Annotated in this window: 8 protein-coding genes; 3 read left to right on the top strand and 5 right to left on the bottom strand. The window is 51.3% G+C overall.

The annotated features are described in order from the left end of the window. Positions 1-98 precede the first annotated feature (98 nt). A complete protein-coding gene (locus AAEY27_RS19125; protein ID WP_342322378.1) occupies positions 99-830 on the top strand; it encodes a hypothetical protein in 732 nt (243 codons plus the stop codon). Next, the gene (locus AAEY27_RS19130; protein ID WP_342322379.1) at positions 827-1,486 is read left to right on the top strand and encodes a hypothetical protein; all 660 of its coding nucleotides are present in this window, start codon (positions 827-829) and stop codon (positions 1,484-1,486) included. Before AAEY27_RS19125 ends, AAEY27_RS19130 begins: the two co-directional genes overlap by 4 nt. Here AAEY27_RS19130 and AAEY27_RS19135 read toward each other — a convergent pair. After that, positions 1,419-2,549, bottom strand: coding sequence for an MFS transporter (locus AAEY27_RS19135; protein WP_342322380.1), 1,131 nt, complete (start codon positions 2,547-2,549; stop codon positions 1,419-1,421). The two genes, AAEY27_RS19130 and AAEY27_RS19135, sit on opposite strands and share 68 nt — an antisense overlap. Beyond that, a complete protein-coding gene (locus tag AAEY27_RS19140) occupies positions 2,546-3,067 on the bottom strand; it encodes a TetR/AcrR family transcriptional regulator (protein WP_342325644.1) in 522 nt (173 codons plus the stop codon). Before AAEY27_RS19140 ends, AAEY27_RS19135 begins: the two co-directional genes overlap by 4 nt. 386 nt (positions 3,068-3,453) lie before the next feature. Between AAEY27_RS19140 and AAEY27_RS19145 the strand changes: the two genes are divergently transcribed. Then, positions 3,454-12,474: a hypothetical protein gene (locus tag AAEY27_RS19145; protein ID WP_342322381.1), complete on the top strand. Its 9,021-nt coding sequence runs from the start codon at positions 3,454-3,456 to the stop codon at positions 12,472-12,474. A gap of 77 nt (positions 12,475-12,551) precedes the next feature. On the opposite strand, the gene AAEY27_RS19150 is transcribed toward AAEY27_RS19145, so the two are convergent. The 3 genes from AAEY27_RS19150 to betA form a co-directional block, all read right to left on the bottom strand. Further along, the gene (locus AAEY27_RS19150; RefSeq protein ID WP_342325645.1) at positions 12,552-13,175 is read right to left on the bottom strand and encodes a DapH/DapD/GlmU-related protein; all 624 of its coding nucleotides are present in this window, start codon (positions 13,173-13,175) and stop codon (positions 12,552-12,554) included. Between the two features lie 112 nt (positions 13,176-13,287). Further along, positions 13,288-14,826: a methyl-accepting chemotaxis protein gene (locus AAEY27_RS19155; RefSeq protein WP_342322382.1), complete on the bottom strand. Its 1,539-nt coding sequence runs from the start codon at positions 14,824-14,826 to the stop codon at positions 13,288-13,290. Positions 14,827-15,068: 242 nt separating this feature from the next. Beyond that, complete coding sequence (gene betA, locus AAEY27_RS19160) at positions 15,069-16,748, bottom strand: choline dehydrogenase (RefSeq protein ID WP_342322383.1); 1,680 nt, start codon at positions 16,746-16,748, stop codon at positions 15,069-15,071. Positions 16,749-16,771: the final 23 nt, after the last annotated feature.

Genomic DNA, 16,771 nt, shown 5'->3' on the forward strand with positions numbered 1-16,771 from the left:
CTCGACCTACCAAAATGGTGCGTTTTGCCGCGCCGACCCTAAAGAAATCCCTGCTCTTGCCGTAGAGTTATCACACTGATTTTGTGAAAGGGACGACGATGCTCCACGCCATTCTTAACGGTAAAGCCAGACGCGTGAACCTGAATAATGAGGGCTCGCAAAGCTGGCGAACGGTGTTTCAACATTACGAAGACCTGTTGACGGCGGCATTCTGGGGCCGCATCAGCTACCTGTCAGATGCCTCCATGCGCAGCCTGCTTTCCGCTTTGCTCGTAACCGATACCGCACAGTGGGGCAAATTCGACTCTCTCGTCTTCTGGCCCAAATACTCTTTTCCCGAGGTCATTGATGACGGCGTGCGCCACTGGGTAAATGAAAAAGATGAATTTGCCGAGCCGGATGTGGTGCTGACGTTTGAGCACGCCACGTTGATTGTTGAGGTGAAGCCACCGCAAGGCGGCCAGCAGTATCAGCAGCAATGGTGCAAAGAAATTTACGCGTGGAAAAATAGCGAAGATGCGCAACACGCACTGCATTTTCTGGCCGTCGGCAACCTGCCTAACCGCGCCGCATCGCTATTTGCCGAGCTAGCGGATCTGTTCGACGATGTGGCTTTTTACGGCGTTGAGTGGCGCGATGTGCGGGCGAAAATGGAACATCCCACCAATGACTGGTCGACAGAGCAAGACCAGCGCGTCATTGCGGATTGCCTGAACGCGCTGGATTTATACGGCATTCGCGCACCTTTGCGGCCCTGGCCGCTGTTCACTACTTTCCTCGATAACGCCGACCTTTCGGCAGGCTTCTCTTTTTTGCAAGGAAAACAATGATGTCCGATCCTTTTAGCGTGGTGCGCCTGGCGCACCGTATTTGCGCCGCTTACTATCAGCAGATCCTTCCGTTACTGAATGAAACCGCGCATCGCCTCGATACCGTATTTGTGCAGTGGGATACCTGGAGTTTTAACCTGCCGCCTCAGCGCAATAAAAATCCCTTTAACTCATGGGAGTGGGATTTCCTGCCGATCATGGATCTCTCGTTTGTTTTTAGTCGCCAGCAGGAACCTGGCGCGGCGATGGGAACCGAGGATTTTGTTATCGACTTCAAACTGGTGACCGACAGCGAGTTGAGCTGGGAACAACGCGCTAAGCACTATGGTGAAAACGAAAAACCCATCGCCAGTGCGTTAAACACCGCGCCCGAAGACGCGGAAAGCTACCTTTGCGTCTACCTTTTCGCCGCCGACAAAAAAGGCGTTTACGATTCGCCTTATACGCTGTGGGACAGTTACAGCGGCTACCCGCAAACCGATGGCAGCGTCGCGCTTTCTGATGAAGATCAGCTAAAGGGTATCGGCTTTAAAATGCCGTTACATGAACTGGCACATGACGGCAGTGGCGACGAATTGGTTGCGCGTATTAACGCGAACCTGACGATATTGCAGGCGTATAAAACACCATCGCGACCGCCAGCAAAGAGAACGTAATGAGCGCCAGCGCCGCGCCAGCCTGCGCATAGAGGATGCCAAAAAGCATTGAACCGGCGACTTGCCCGGCAGCCAGCATAAAAAACACCACACCAACGCCCGAGGCCGGGGCGGCGGGCGTGGCGTCAGCACCGCCCACCAGTAGCACACCGGAGAGCGTGATATAACCGATGCCGCACAGCGCAACCCCCGGGAAAAGCCACCAGGAAAAGGCATGGCTGAAGGCGATCAATAACAGCGGAGCAGCCATAAATAACAGCGCCAGACGGTAAACCTGTCGCATGCCGATAGCGCGCGCGACTGGCCCGGTCAGCGCACCGAGGATCCCCGCCCCGCCGCAGATTAGCCATAACAGACTGATCAGTTTGTCTGCCACATGAGCATGTTGGCGCAATACATCCGGGCCAAAACTCCACCACGCCGCACTCGCCATACCGCTGATAAAAGCGATAAGCGCAAGGCGCATCACCCGGCGTTGCAAGAGACTTTCGCCCCCCTGTTTGGCGGCTCGCTCGCTGGCTGCCTGTGGCAGATAACGCAGTACCGGAATCAGGCTCAGCAGCGCAATAACGGCAAACACAGCACAGGCGACGCGCCAGGGCAAAAACAGCAGCAACGGTACCGAAAGAATGATCCCGGCTCCGGTCCCGGCATTAATAATGGTGTTCACCTGCGTCTGGCGATGCGTATGAATAGCCTGGCTGACCACCGCCGCCAGCGAAGGCGAAGAAAGCCCGGCGCTAAGCCCGGCAATAAACAGCCCAATGGCCAGCATGATGGGCGACGTGGCAATGGCAAGCATCAGCAGTCCCACCGTCGCGCTGAGCGCGGAAGCCATTGCCGGGAGGCGCGGGCCGTAACGATCGCTAAGCAACGAAGCGGCGCTGACCGACAAACAATACGCCGCGAAACTACAGGCAGAAAGCACGCCCGCCAGACGCGGGCTGAACGGGATATCTTGCGCCACCGCGGGCAGCATTAGTCCCCATGAAAAGCGCGCCAGCCCGTAAGAAACGGCGATAAGCGCGAAGCCGGTAATCGCAACTGAATGAGACGTTTTCATTGGCCCTCCCCGCTGGCAATCAAGGCCACAGCAGCGTCACCTGCGCGATAAGCAGACTGCGGGCCGACAACCAGCGCTGACGTGATGGCGCCCTCGAAAAGCATCCAGACCGCGTCCGCCCGCGCGGGATTGTTCACACAGGCGGCGATGTAATCGCGCAGCGCATAGCGGAAATCGAGCGCCAACGCTGACAACCGCACGTTTTCCTGAGCGTATTCCCCCCAGGCTTTCAGGAAAAAGCATCCGCCTGCGCCGTACTCCTCCATCCATTCTCCCAACACAGTAAAAAGTGTGTTGATGGCCTGCGGGTGATCCGGCGTTTGCAGTTCGGCAAAAAACCGCTGCTGGCGCGCCTCGAGCACGGCTTCGGTGAGTTGTTCGCGGGAAGGGAAATGGCGATAAAGTGTACGTGTGGAAACGCCCGCCTCACGACAAATGTGGTCAGTACTGGTGGCGTGAAAACCGTTGGAATAGAACAGCCGCTCGGCGGCCTGAATGATATCTTGTCGTTTTTGCATCATTAAAAAGTAAACCGATCGTTTTACTTATGCAAAAAATTAGCGAAGATTTTTTGTGTGGATCCCTGCGATAAGCCTCTGATGACGCTATTTGATAGACGGGGTGCGTCCTGGTGCATTCCCCTCCGGCAACCACAACAAAATCAAATACCGGTAAACATTTTCCTGTCGGGAGATATAACAGATTATCGTCAACACTTTCCCTACAGGACTTACCGCTTTGATATAAAACGAATGAAACATCCTAAAAAAAATCCTTCACCTTGAATCCCTTCCCCCCTTTGCTATTAATTAAAATTCCCACGCAAATTAAATTATCTTCAGAACGATTATTTCCCGCCCCTTTCAGGGAAGTCACCAGAGTACATCTTTATCAAGAGGTTAATATGTCTGACCATGACATCCTGCCCAGGATACTGACCGGTACTGCACCGGAATACGCAGACGTATTTGATTCAGAACTGCCAGAAGCGGGTTTCAGCCCCTCAGCAAAATATGATCTCAGGGAACTTCCCGGCGATATTTATGAAATGTTTTTCGACAGCCTCCGCGAAACTATCAGCGAACATTCAGAAAATAATACGAAGAGTAGTAACCAGATCACTGAAAATACAAAAGACGAACTCAGGGAGTTTATTGCCGGTGCGTTAAACCAGAAATTGCCACAGCTGCTGGAATATCAGGAAAAGGGGTACAACCTTCCCGGGCTGGATAAAAATGCCTTACAAAAAGTGCAGGCGACGCTGCAGAAAAACCGTCCCGACATCCCCGACGCTCTGCTGAAACCTGCGCAGCGCTTTACTCATATCCTGACTTCCGTCGTGATGACCGAAGAGACTTCCCCGCCTGAACTATTACAGGCGTTGCCCGTGGTGAATGCCGTGATCCACCAGCTTGGTGCCGCGCTGGACGATATTCACGCCATCCGGAAAGTCAGCACCCTGAACTGGGAAGACGAAGTCGAACAGACAGCGCGCAGACACAGGGAGCAGCTGGTCACAGGCGCTGCGGACAGGCTTTTTCAGCAGGATATGCCGGCGACAGAACGCCAGGCCGGCCGCCAGTGGATAGAAAGTCTGATGTTTGCACAGAGCAATGCGCTCTCGGCCGAATACAAAAAATTCAGCCTGCTGAAAGAATCCCTGCTCACCGAGAGCCGCATCACCCGCCAGCGACTGACCGCGCATCTGCAGACCCGGGCGCTGTCGCTTCTTCAGGGCGCCCGGGAAGCCCGCGCCGCCGCGCTGGACATGCTGCTTGCTGAGTCTGATGTCGGGCAGATGAGCGCCGAGCAAATAATGCACTGGAGCCAGGGCTACCAGCTGTATGCCGGCTATCTTCAGGCGGTTGACGATGCACCCGATCGCAATGCCATTGTGGGAAACCCGCTGATTGCCGCCGTGCACGTAACCGCCGGCCGGGGCGGTTCGGCCAGGGCGAAGCTCGCCGGCAGTATTGTGCCGGTGGCCGAAGCACTCAGCGCCGTTGCCGTTCGTCTCCTGCAGGAAAAACAGCGCACTGAACCGGCGCCGGACAATTTTCCCCCGGAGCAAAAAGAAGGTGCAGGTTTAACGGGTACCCTCAAAAAATATGTTCGGGACCGGGGCCGCAAAAAAGGGCGCAGGATAAAAGCCACCTCCGCCGGGCTGGCGCAGACCACCGGCAGCCGGCTCAGCAGGCTGGTCCACAAAGCCCGGCATACCCTGCAGCGCACACCGGCGGTCACGGAAGGTACCCGCCAGGCCATTACCAACACCGCCCTGCTGTTACTGGATGAAATTCAGCAAGCCGAGCGGCGCATTAAACTTCTGCCAGGTTATGCCTGGATGCGCCAGGAAGCGGTGCAGCAGCAGCAACGCATCAGCCGGGAAATCGCCGATCCGCAGGAATTACCGCTGCTCAGTGAGCTGCTTTCCCTGCGCCTCGGCGAGGAGGCCACCCGCTGGCAGAACGTTGCAGAGAATGCCGCCAGACAGATTGAAACTCTGGTCGCGCCCCTCACCCGGCTTGCGGATAACACGTGGGCGAACGAGTTTTACTTTGTGCTGAGTGATGAGCTGCGGGCACGCCCGGAGCCGGGAAACGGCGAGGCCCTCAGCAGCATGGATGAGACGATGACCACCGCTGTTGAACAGCTTGCGGATATTGGCCGTCAGCTCAGCGCGTCCGCCGTACGGCTGAGCGGGCACGGGCATGAAGGCGGAAAAGCGCTGCAGGAAAAAACCGGTCACTGGCTGATGGCACTGAAAACCCTCAAGAACCAAGTCAAGACGCAGGCCATCCGGCTCACCGGCCATGCGCCGGATAACTTCTCGCGAAGCGGCATGCTGGCCCGCGGCATCAGTGAATGGGCTGAAAGTCTTAAACAGGACTACCTGGCAGACTTTCCCGTTAATGAACAAACCAGCGCCGGCACGCTTTTCGACACGTTATTCACTGAACTGCTCAGCGGGCACCGCCACCATTTTGCCGACAGTATCGATCTTCAGGGGGAAAGCCTGCTGAAGCGGGTCTCCATCGCGCTGAAACATGCGGGCGAAGGGACAACGGTCTACCCGCCGACGGCCGAGGAAATCCTGGCCGGGACACGCAGCGTACCGGCGGATATTCAGCACTGGGCCGAGAAAAAAATCCTCACCGGCGCCCTGTCCGCCGCCGTTTCAGGCGGCTTTAAACTGCTCACCGGGCCTGTTTCCCTGCCCGTGCGGATTGCCCTGCGGGGCGCAAGAACCGGCTGGACACTGAACCGAAACCTTAAGGCCATGAGCCGTGTCCGGCTCGGTGAGGGGCCGGCAACCGGCGCCAGAAACCGCCTTATCAATCAGGAACTGTCAAAACTGGCCTTCCGGCTCACCCTGTCATTATCACCGGCAGGCGCCTATGGCGTGGCCGCCACCCTCGTTGGCAGCGAACTGATGAACGGGAAAGCAGGCTACGCGAAAAATCTGGCGAAAAAAGTGGTGGCTGACCTGCCGCAGGAAGCAATGTGGTTCGGCCTTGCTTCCGGCGGCTATACCGCCTTCAACGCGGCGGTCAGGGCCAGCGCGGAAAGTGCGATGCAGAAAGTCTGGGAGCAGGCTGCCCGTGAACAGCGTGAGAAAATTGACCGGATAATACAGCAGTTCAGCACGACGGATATGCAGGAAGAAGAAGGTACTGCCGAAGCCAGTCAGGACGAAACCGCTGAAACGGCAGAAGCGACTGATACGACTCAAGCGACTGCGCAGGATGAGAGCACAAAAACCGGTGAGAGTGAAAAGCCTGCGTCAGCCGTCACTGATGAACCCCAAGAAGAGGGAAAACGAATAACTGCAGTACGTCGCAAGCGGATAAAAAGATCCAACCTCAGAGGCGAAGGCCCCGGAACAGGCATATCGCTTAACCATAAGGAAAACACATGGATACCCACCGCAGCAGACGATGCGAAAGGTCATTATCCTGCGCTGCCCGTGAAGCCAGAAAGCCCGGCATCTGAGGGGGATAAAACCGACTCAGACGCCAGTAGTCAGACGGAATCAGCAGTAAAATCCCCCGCCAGTACGGCATCAACCGAACTTAATGAACAGGCAAAAAGCTGGTCAGAAAACAGTGCCTTTTCTTATACCAATATGGATTCCGGTACAGAGGTGCAAATTTATGAGGATAGAAAAACTCAAAGAAACTATATCTATCTTAATGGCCTATACTGGCCCGTTATTATTACAGGTAACTCAACAGCGGTTGTCATATTGGAAAATAATGACCAGGAACAGAAAAAATTTGTCAACATCAGGAAAATTAATGAGCAATGGAGACTGACACCAACGATTAAATCCTGGCCTATACCGAAAAAAACTGCCGGGAATTTCAGTATTGAAACTTATATCAGAGATTTTTTTGATACTAGTCACGCAGTCACATTCGCAAACCGCACTTTACCAAAATTAGATAGCGGACTCTATTTTGACTTTTTCTCTCTCAAGTTTTATATATTGGCGAATGGATATTATTGGCATATCACACCTTTAAAATTTAACGAAAAGTATGGCAGAGAAACTTCACAAATTATTGAAACCGGAGGTAAGGAACATCTTGATGTCGTTTACAATAAAGGCACCAATACATGGGAACCATTACGAATCGAAGATGATGAAACTGATAAAAACGAGAGAACAACAAATAACTTATTGCCTGCGGATTTGATTAACGAGATGAAAAGATGGGATCGCAGTTCATCGGTACGTCCAGATGACTCAGGTCCTGGTTCAGAAGGAGAAGTATATAAAGACAAAACGGGTAGATATTATATTTACATGCAAAATCGATACTGGCAGTTTAGCTGGATAAACGATAAAGTCGGTGGTGTGACAATCACAGTCAATGGTATCCGTAAATTTATTATCCTCCGTAAGGACAATAATCAATGGCAATATTTTGATGAGGAAATTATAACAGATGATTTCGATATGGATATCCTGTTAAGTGATCTGGATAATGCAAATCTTGATAGTAATTCACGAGCAAAAATAGAGTCATTATTATGGACTGATCATTTCACTTCGTTGGACAATTTCCTGCGCGATGTACAAAAAATACTTGAAGATGCATTTTATCTGCACTATGAAAAACCTGACAGTAGTGAGCTCAGGGATATTATCTTTTTAAGTAATAGAATATCTGAGTTTCGTAAATCTTTTGCTTACTATCAACCGGACGAAGATAATGCACAAAATCAATATAACTGGAACGAAGACCTACTCGCTCTATATCGGGAAGAGTTCTCAAACGCCACAGGGCAAAGCACTTATATTTATACCGCACGACAGGCTCTCGTTGCGGCAGAACAGGCAAAAACAAGGGTTACACAATTCAACACCGCAACCATTGTTCAAGAGATCAAGAAACGACATTATGCGATCACAACGCGAAAAGCAGATCTAGATTACTGGCTCACTTTACCTGCAAGTGGCCCGATGGATAAACATCTTCAGTTAGTACAGCCTCAGATAGATGCTTCAAAGGCAGAAATCAAAAAACATGAAATTAGAATCACTCAACTTAATTCGCTAGGAAAGCAGGTTCTAAACCGCAAAGCTGAATATCAGAAGGTTATCGACAACTATGAAAAAAATTATAAGACCGCAAATATTGGTATTGATTTAGCGAAAAAATCACTTGAGCGTCAAAAGACGTTTTCAGGCAACAATGATAAACTGAAAATCACTGAATCGTCATTAATCGATCTTACCCTGCAAAAAATTGCCATCAGAAGTGCGCTAATAGATGCTTATACCACACAAGATCTCGATAAATTAAAGGTATTGAGCGTAGCGCAAACAGTGATAATGCAAATAATCGAACGCCATGCCCTGGGGCAGGAACTGATAGAAAAAATATCAGAATCGTCAGTTAAATTTCCAACACTGAAGAACAGTTACCAGGATATAGAATGGAGCAATACCGAAGCGGAGCGTATTTACAATGAGATGTTTCCTGCTGATGATAATGCTGAAGCGAACCAGTTGTTGGCACCTTTGATCTACTGGTTACTGAAGAACAAAAAAGATTATAACGCACTGCGATCCGCAGACATTGATAATGTCATCGATGTTTATTATACCGACGCCCATTCTTTAAACCCACTCCAGCAAATTAAAAAAATGCCTGCAGGTTATATGCCGTTGTCTGATTTATTGGGTAGCGAGTATTTCGCCTCTGACAGCGAATTTTATCAGCAATTTATCACCTACAAGGAAAAATTTAGCGATTATGAAGCCAGTGAGAATACAAAAAGTCTACTTTTATTATCTGACCTCTCCTTAAATGAAATAACTTCCAAAGTCAAAAAACGTTTCTATTTCAATGTCCTTCAATCCAGTGATGTTAAGGATAAACATGATGGTGCGATGTTATTTATCGAGTTAGAAGATGGGCGATGGGTATTTTTCTCGATTTTTCCCGACGCGCTTTTTAGCCGGATATTCTCACCTGAAGAAATGATGGATAATATCTGGCTACGAAAAATAGCCTCCCTTACCCCGAAAAAAACGCATTACCATGGTATTGAGTCCGTCTTTCTCGAACTTTTCTTCAACGAAAACTTTGATCCTGAAAATAAAGACAGCAAGACCAGAAAATATCACAGCCTTGAAGCCAGGAAAAATAAAGAGTTAACAGATTTGATTGATAATACCTTATACAAAGGCAGCGATGATGTCACTTATAACAATCCTTTCAAAAAACAACAATACTATGGTCTGACCTATGATTCTGAACTTAATTCAGACCAACCTCAGGAAACATTAATTGAAACCCTGAATAAAGCTTTTCGTGATGTACTGAACCGTTCCGCCACCAATCGAAAAAGTTCGCTATATAAGTCAACAATCTTTCAGAAAATAACTGATGTTCTCGTCCCGTTTTATGCTGAGATACGTGGCGCAATCAATGATCCGGAGCACAAGGTTGACGCCGCATCGATTATGCTCGATGTGGTGGGTGTTTGCTTTGTTGCCTCTCAGGCGGGAACCAAAACAGCATCACTACTCAAAAATGCAAAAGGAATTGGTAAAATTATTGGTGAAGGAACCCAAAAAGGATTATTGGGTAAAGAGTTACAAAAATATGTCATTAAGGAAATGGGAAAACAAGGTCTCATCAGTGCAACAAAACTGGCAAAAATAAGCGTCAATTCACTCCTGGATCTTGTCTTACCGGTTAATGTCGAAAGCTTAATAAAAATATCCATGCCAAAGAAAAATTTATTCTCCGGCTTCGACAACATTATTAACACGAATATTCCCGGCGCAATAAATAGCAGAGGTATTAACAGAAAATATATTAATACAGAGATATCTCTTGACGACTTATCTGAGACCAACGTACGTGGAGTGAAAGTTTATATAACAAAGGCGAGTGGAGAAAGAAAGGGGAATTATTACATCAAATCAGATGACAATATCTACCAGATACGCTGGGATGATTACGCGCAAACATGGCGAACCGTCGACCCTAAAAACCCGGGACGATTTAGCTATGGAGAACCGGTTGTCTATGAAGATGGCAAATGGGTGATAAATAAAAATTACGGCGGACTGCGCGGAGGGGGAATAAACGACACGAAATATATTATGGGTGAACAACCCTCCAGAGAGGGACTTCCGTCGGAGAAAGTAACCGAGAACCTTATCAGTACTCCTGACGTTGATGCCCAGGCACACCTGAATGAAATCAAGAAAATCAGTGAATTAAACAGCGCGATATCATCACCCAAGGAAAAATGCGAATCCGTCATCGCTCCGGTTGCCAAATACATGAATGAAAATGGTTTTACCGATATTCGGTGCCGGGCGATGGCAATTTTTGTTAACGGCATGGATACCAACGCCGGTAACCATTTCCTCCTTATCGGCACTAAAGAGGGCAAAGATTACGCTTTTGACATTACCGCCGGACAATTTCATGGCCAATTTGAAGAATTAAGCGGTCCTATTATCATGCCTGAGGAGATGTGGGCACAGAAATATGCCAATGTCACGTCAGAAAGAAAACTGATTATTTACGCTGACTATGATTTGGCAAAAACATCGGACGCAAAAATCGATTTTGGCCCCTATAAGTATTTAAGCGAGGGGCCTAATTGCCAGGTACCTAACGCGAAAGTCATCAAGCGACCTGTCTGGTATTTCCCTAAAAAAACCGTCGATGACCCTCCCGCAGCCACGACAAATACCAGGAAGGCTGGAGGTACAATACGTCTCAACCCGGTACGCGAGGCAGCAAGACGCAGCAGACTGACAACGCAAACATCCGGCGTTTGTTGGGATTATGCTGTCGATCTTCTTGAAAATGCTGAATTACTGGGTAAAGGCCCGGCCACAACCTTACGCACTGGCATCCGTCAGGCAGCCAGGTATCAACGGGAAAGTGCCGCTTCGCCTGGCGCCCTGGATGGCCTGTTTGCCAGTAATCAGGTGATTAACAGCCAGGAGAACCTGTTGCATGTAAAACAGGGCGGAATACTGGTTTTTATGGAAGTTGATCCCAATTTACCGGGCAAGGGTCCACGCCCGATTCATGCCATGGTCAGCCTGGGTAATGGCCGCTTTGCCGGCATGAAAAACAGCGTTCTTAACAGCAGCTTTGGCGATGGCAAGCAAATCTTAACAGCAGAGCAGCTGGGCGAGTTCCAGAACGGGACCTTCAGACGCAGGGGAAATGCGCAGTTACCGGGTCTGCAGCTTATCGCTGGCCGGCCTAAAGACCTGCTGACTGATTCCCCTTCACTAAAATCGTTGGCTGAGAATGCCGCTTTATCAGTCACGGACAACACGGATATCGCGACCACAACCGCAGAATTACTCAGTAAGTCGGGAGAACTGGCAGAAGAGCAGGCCAGCGCATTAAAGCACGCGCTCACGCCCCTGCTGTCATCAACGAGCACCAAACCTGTGACGGGTTTGTTGACGGATGCGGCCTCGATCACTAAGCAACAGCTGGCAACCCTGCCGGAGGGGCAACTGGTTATTTTTGATAAAACGTCCGATATCTCATCGACAAGGCATGTGATATACAGCCTGGGAAACGGCGAGTTTTTCATGGTTAATCCAAGACATCTTGATGCGGGCCTGCCCGCGGATAAAGCCATCGTCAGAGCCGATCAATTTTCCGATGAAATATTTAAAAATCGCAAAGTTTATGCGGGCAAAATTTCGCTCACCAATCTGCGGGTGACATCCCTGCTGGGGCAGGACGCCGAATTTACCGTCAGCGGCAGTAAAATAACCCTTACTGCGCATGGTGCTCCATCCAGCGTAAATTCCCTGGATGCGACTGAACTTGCAGAGGTTATCCGTGGCCTTGGGTTAAGTGAAATATCGAAAGTGGACTGGGCACAAATCAAAGAAATAGAACTCAAATCCTGTTTTGGCGCTTTCGGAACACTGCCGACCGGAAAAGTGCTGGCGAATATTTTGAATAAAAAAGTGACTGCTTATCCCTTCTACTTCAGTGAAAAAATGCGTGACACGACGAATATTATTACCCGTGCCCGAACCTATATCCCCACCGATCTGTCTGCCGTTGACCTCGAGAAACTTATGAAACAGCAAAGCCGCAACCATAATTTCTGGGCAAAGTTACTGCAGTTACGACAGAAAATTGCCGTTAAGCGGGTTCGCCGCAGCGCCGATATTTTTGAGAATACGCTTGAGGATGTGGCAAAACTGGCGAATGGCGATATCACTGTCGAACAGTTCTTTAAAGATTACCCCGATTACAGAACCGGGTTATCTGTCACCGAGGCCGAATTCAGGGCTATGATCACCGAAGCAATTCCTGATGATGAAGCGTTTGCCATGCGGTGCTGGGATATCCTGATGCTGAGCGCCCACACCGCGAATATGGTGAATAAATACCTTGAGGGTTGACCCCTCTCATTGCGAACACTGTTGCCAGCCAGCGCTTAACTTAAAATGCTGGCTGCAATATGTGCGTGCGGGCAGCGTTAGCGTTGATTTCCCCATTTCTCACAAAACGCATCAATATTTTCATCCTGAAAATCAGCCAGCCGCTCGATGATGGTTTCCAGCGGCCAGTCCCACCAGGCGATCTGTTGCAACTGACGCCCAATTTGCGGCGAGAAGCGCAAACGGATGGTTTTGGCGGGTACGCCGCCGACGATGGTGTAAGGCGCGACATCTTTACTGACCACAGCGCCGGCAGCAATCACCGCGCCATCACCAACCGTCACACCGGGTAGCACAATCGCAGCATGCCCGATCCACACATCATTACCGATGATGACGCTGTCGGCGCGGCGGCGGGCAAAAAAGTCGTGATCGCGTGTGGCGCTGGCTGAGTAATATTCCGGGCAATATGTGATGCGATGCTGTGACGGGCGCGCCATTGGATGATTGGGCGCGCCAATGCGCACATGATTGGCGATGGCGACGAATTTTCCAATCTTCGTATCGGCAACGGTGCAATATTCACCGATGTAAGAGAAATCCCTCAGCGAGCTGTATTCCAGCAGGCTATTCGCCAGCACTTCACACTGTATTCCAATCTCGCATTCACGCATGCGCACACTGGGGTCGATCCAAGTTTCGGCCAATTTAACAAGCTTCATCATATTTTCCCTCATCACACATAGCGCCACTGTATGACGCCTGTGTGTAGGGAAAATGACGAAGCGGCCGATCACTTCATATGACCGGCCTCGAACCGAACCCGACATAAGATCAGCCAAGTTTAAATACAGCTACCGCTTTTTCCAGCAACCGGGATTGTTGTTTGAGGGAGTGAGCGGCGGAGGAGGCTTCCTCCACCAGCGCGGCGTTCTGCTGCGTCACGGTATCCATCTGCGCTACCGCCAGGTTGATCTGATCAATACCGCGGCTCTGCTCACCGGTGGACAGGGCGATTCCCGCCATCAGTTCCGATACTTGCTTAACCGCGCTGATAATGCGCTGCATGCTTGCACCCGCGCTGGTTACCCGTTCGCTACCGACCAACACCTGTCGGCCAGACTGCTCGATAAGCTCTTTGATCTCTTTTGCCGCAACGGATGAACGCTGCGCCAGGTTACGCACTTCCGTCGCGACCACGGCAAATCCACGTCCCTGCTCTCCTGCGCGGGCGGCTTCGACCGCGGCGTTGAGCGCCAGGATATTGGTCTGGAAAGCGATGTCTTCAATGATGGTAATGATAGTGCCGATTTTACTGGAGCTGGCTTCAATCTCTTTCATCGACACCACCGCCTCGCCAACAATCACGTGACCTTCCTGCGCAGCGCTGCGCATGTTGCCTGCAAGGTTGTTTGCCTGCTGGGTGTTGTCTGAGGTGTGCTTCACGGTAGAAGTCAGCTGTTCCATGCTGGCAGCGGTCTGCCCCAGCGAAGCCGCCTGTTCTTCGGTTCGCGCGGAGAGATCGGTATTGCCATCGGCGATCTCTTCAGCGGCGTAGGCCACGCTCTGGCTGGACGTGCGTACCTGCGAGATGATCTCCATCAGAGAGTGACGCATCTGCTCCAGTGCGCTCAGCATGTCGCCAATTTCATCTTTCGTGCTGGAAATGATCGGGGTATGCAATTCACCGGCCGCCATTTTCTGGCAGTACAAACGCGCCATATCCAGCGGTGCCAGCACGCGACGGCGAAGCAGAACAAAAATGCCGGCAATAATCAGCGTGAACAGCGCAGCGAAGCCCCCAAGAGTCAGTATGCTGTTTACAAAGCTCGTCTGTGCGAGATTGTTCAGATGCTGTGCATGCTTTTCGCGAAACGCCAGCAGGTTATCCAGTGAGATTTCAAACTGACGATCAAGCTGCGGGATCGTGATGTTAATCAGTTGGTTGAAATGCGCCATGTCATTACTTTTCGCCGCGTCCATCAACGGGCGCAGGCCATTATCGACATAGTCTTTCCAGGCTCGGCGATAAGGCGTCGCAAGATCGTCTTCGCCCGCGACACGGGGAGTGGACTGATAAGCCTCAAACGCCGCTGTCGCCTTTTGCATCACTTCATTTGCGCTGGCAATAGACGTCTGCGCTTTCTGGGTTTCACCCAGCGAGGCATTAATCATCGCTTCCATCAGGCGCACCCGCAGAGTTCGGCTGTGGTTAATCGGGTCGATGACCGACAGCACGACGTGAATGTCGTTGTTCACATTATCTAACGACTGATTGCTACGGGTGAGCGACCAGAGGTTGGATGCGGAGCTGAGGAGAAAGATACAGAGTAATAGACCGAAAACGAGTAATGAAAAACGCCTGACTGACATAATGATCCCTTGGATGATTGAGCTACATAACGACTGGCACCTCGCAGAATGAGTTAGCCGTGAATGAGTAATCGACCAAAAGAACCCGAAATTTAATTTAAATAATTTTTTTTTGCATTTTTGCTGAAGTGCCAAACAGGCCATTTGCTGGTTTTTCAGGCAAGTAGGATCGAAAGCGAGGATCAAAACGATCTGAGTGAAAATTGAGCCGGTAAGGAGAGTGCTCACCGGCGAGAGTGTTGTTAAACCCGCAGGGGTTCACCCCGTACCGGGAGATCGCCCGCCACGAAGTAATCCGCGTCGCTGCGCGCCAGCGGCGTGCGTCCACGAATATTATCGGCAATTTTCTCACCGATCATGATCGTGGTGGCGTTCAGGTTGCCGGTGATAATCAGCGGCATAATCGACGCATCCACCACGCGCAGGGCTTCCAGCCCGTGGACGCGCCCTTCGCCGTCGACCACGGCCATGTCATCGCTGCCCATTTTGCAGGTTCCGCACGGATGATAAGCCGTTTCCGCATGATTACGCACAAACTCATCCAGCTGTTCATCGGTCTGGCATTCAAGGCCGGGGCTGATTTCCCGCCCGCGATAGTTATCCAACGCCGGCTGGTTGATGATTTGCCGCGTGATGCGAATAGCATCGCGGAACTCATGCCAGTCCTGCTCGTGCGCCATGTAATTAAACTGAATGGCCGGATGTTGGCGTGGATCGCGCGATTTCAGGCGCACAAAACCGCGGCTCGGCGAGCGCATAGACCCAACGTGACACTGAAAGCCGTGAGCTTCGACCGCGTTCGATCCGTTGTAGTTAATTGCCACCGGCAGGAAGTGGTACTGAATATTCGGCCAGCTAAACTCTTCCCGGCTGCGAATAAAACCACCGCCTTCAAACTGGTTACTGGCCCCAATACCGGTGCCGTTGAACAGCCATTCGGCGCCGATTTTCGGCTGGTTCCACCACTTCAGCGCCGGGTAAAGCGAAACCGGCTCTTTGCACTCATATTGCAGGTACATTTCGAGGTGATCCTGCAAGTTTTCACCTACGCCGGGTAAATCATGTACCAGCGGAATCGCCAACGGCTCCAGCAGTTCGGCGGCGCCGACGCCAGAACGTTGCAGAATCTGCGGCGAGGCAATCGCACCCGCACAGAGCAGCACTTCGCGGCGCGCATGCACCTGATGCGGCGCGTCGCTGGAACCTTGCAGATACTGCACGCCAATTGCGCGTTTGCCGTCGAACAAAATGCGATCGGTGGTGGCATGGGTGATGATTTTCAGGTTTGGCCGCGTTTTTGCGGTGTCGAGATAACCGCGCGCAGTGCTGGATCGACGACCTTTCGGCGTCACAAAACGATCCATCGGGCCAAAACCTTCCTGTTGATAACCGTTCAGATCCTCGGTGCGCGGATACCCCGCCTGCACGCCTGCATCAATCATCGCCGCAAACAGCGGGTTGTTACCCGGTTTGCAGGTGGTGATGCTGACCGGGCCGTCGCCGCCGTGGTAATCATTCGCGCCGATATCACGCGTTTCCGATTTGCGGTAATAAGGCAGGCAGTCGAGATAACTCCAGCGCTCAAGGCCAGGCTGCTGCGCCCAGTTGTCGAGATCCATCGCGTTGCCGCGGATGTAACACATGCCATTGATCAGCGACGAACCGCCAAGACCTTTGCCGCGCCCGCACTCCATGCGGCGGTTATTCATGTACGGCTCAGGCTCGGTTTCGTACGCCCAGTTGTAGCGTTTGCCCTGCAACGGGTAAGCCAGCGCCGCCGGCATCTGCGTGCGGAAATCAAAACGATAGTCAGGGCCGCCCGCTTCCAGCAGCAGCACCTTGACGTCGCTGTCTTCCGTCAATCTTGTGGCCAACACATTCCCTGCGGATCCGGCGCCAATAATGATGTAATCAAATTCCATTCATCGCTCCTCAGGTGACTACG

The sequence above is a fragment of the Kosakonia sp. BYX6 genome (genome assembly GCF_038449125.1).
Taxonomy (GTDB): domain Bacteria; phylum Pseudomonadota; class Gammaproteobacteria; order Enterobacterales; family Enterobacteriaceae; genus Kosakonia; species Kosakonia calanthes.

Excerpts from the sequence above, each read along its gene's own strand:
- AAEY27_RS19125 (WP_342322378.1), top strand. The coding sequence starts at position 99 with ATGCTCCACGCCATTCTTAACGGTAAAGCCAGACGCGTGAACCTGAAT.
- AAEY27_RS19155 (WP_342322382.1), bottom strand. The coding sequence starts at position 14,826 with ATGTCAGTCAGGCGTTTTTCATTACTCGTTTTCGGTCTATTACTCTGT.
- AAEY27_RS19140 (WP_342325644.1), bottom strand. The coding sequence starts at position 3,067 with ATGCAAAAACGACAAGATATCATTCAGGCCGCCGAGCGGCTGTTCTAT.
- AAEY27_RS19150 (WP_342325645.1), bottom strand. The coding sequence starts at position 13,175 with ATGAAGCTTGTTAAATTGGCCGAAACTTGGATCGACCCCAGTGTGCGC.
- AAEY27_RS19130 (WP_342322379.1), top strand. The coding sequence starts at position 827 with ATGATGTCCGATCCTTTTAGCGTGGTGCGCCTGGCGCACCGTATTTGC.
- AAEY27_RS19135 (WP_342322380.1), bottom strand. The coding sequence starts at position 2,549 with ATGAAAACGTCTCATTCAGTTGCGATTACCGGCTTCGCGCTTATCGCC.
- AAEY27_RS19145 (WP_342322381.1), top strand. The coding sequence starts at position 3,454 with ATGTCTGACCATGACATCCTGCCCAGGATACTGACCGGTACTGCACCG.
- betA (WP_342322383.1), bottom strand. The coding sequence starts at position 16,748 with ATGGAATTTGATTACATCATTATTGGCGCCGGATCCGCAGGGAATGTG.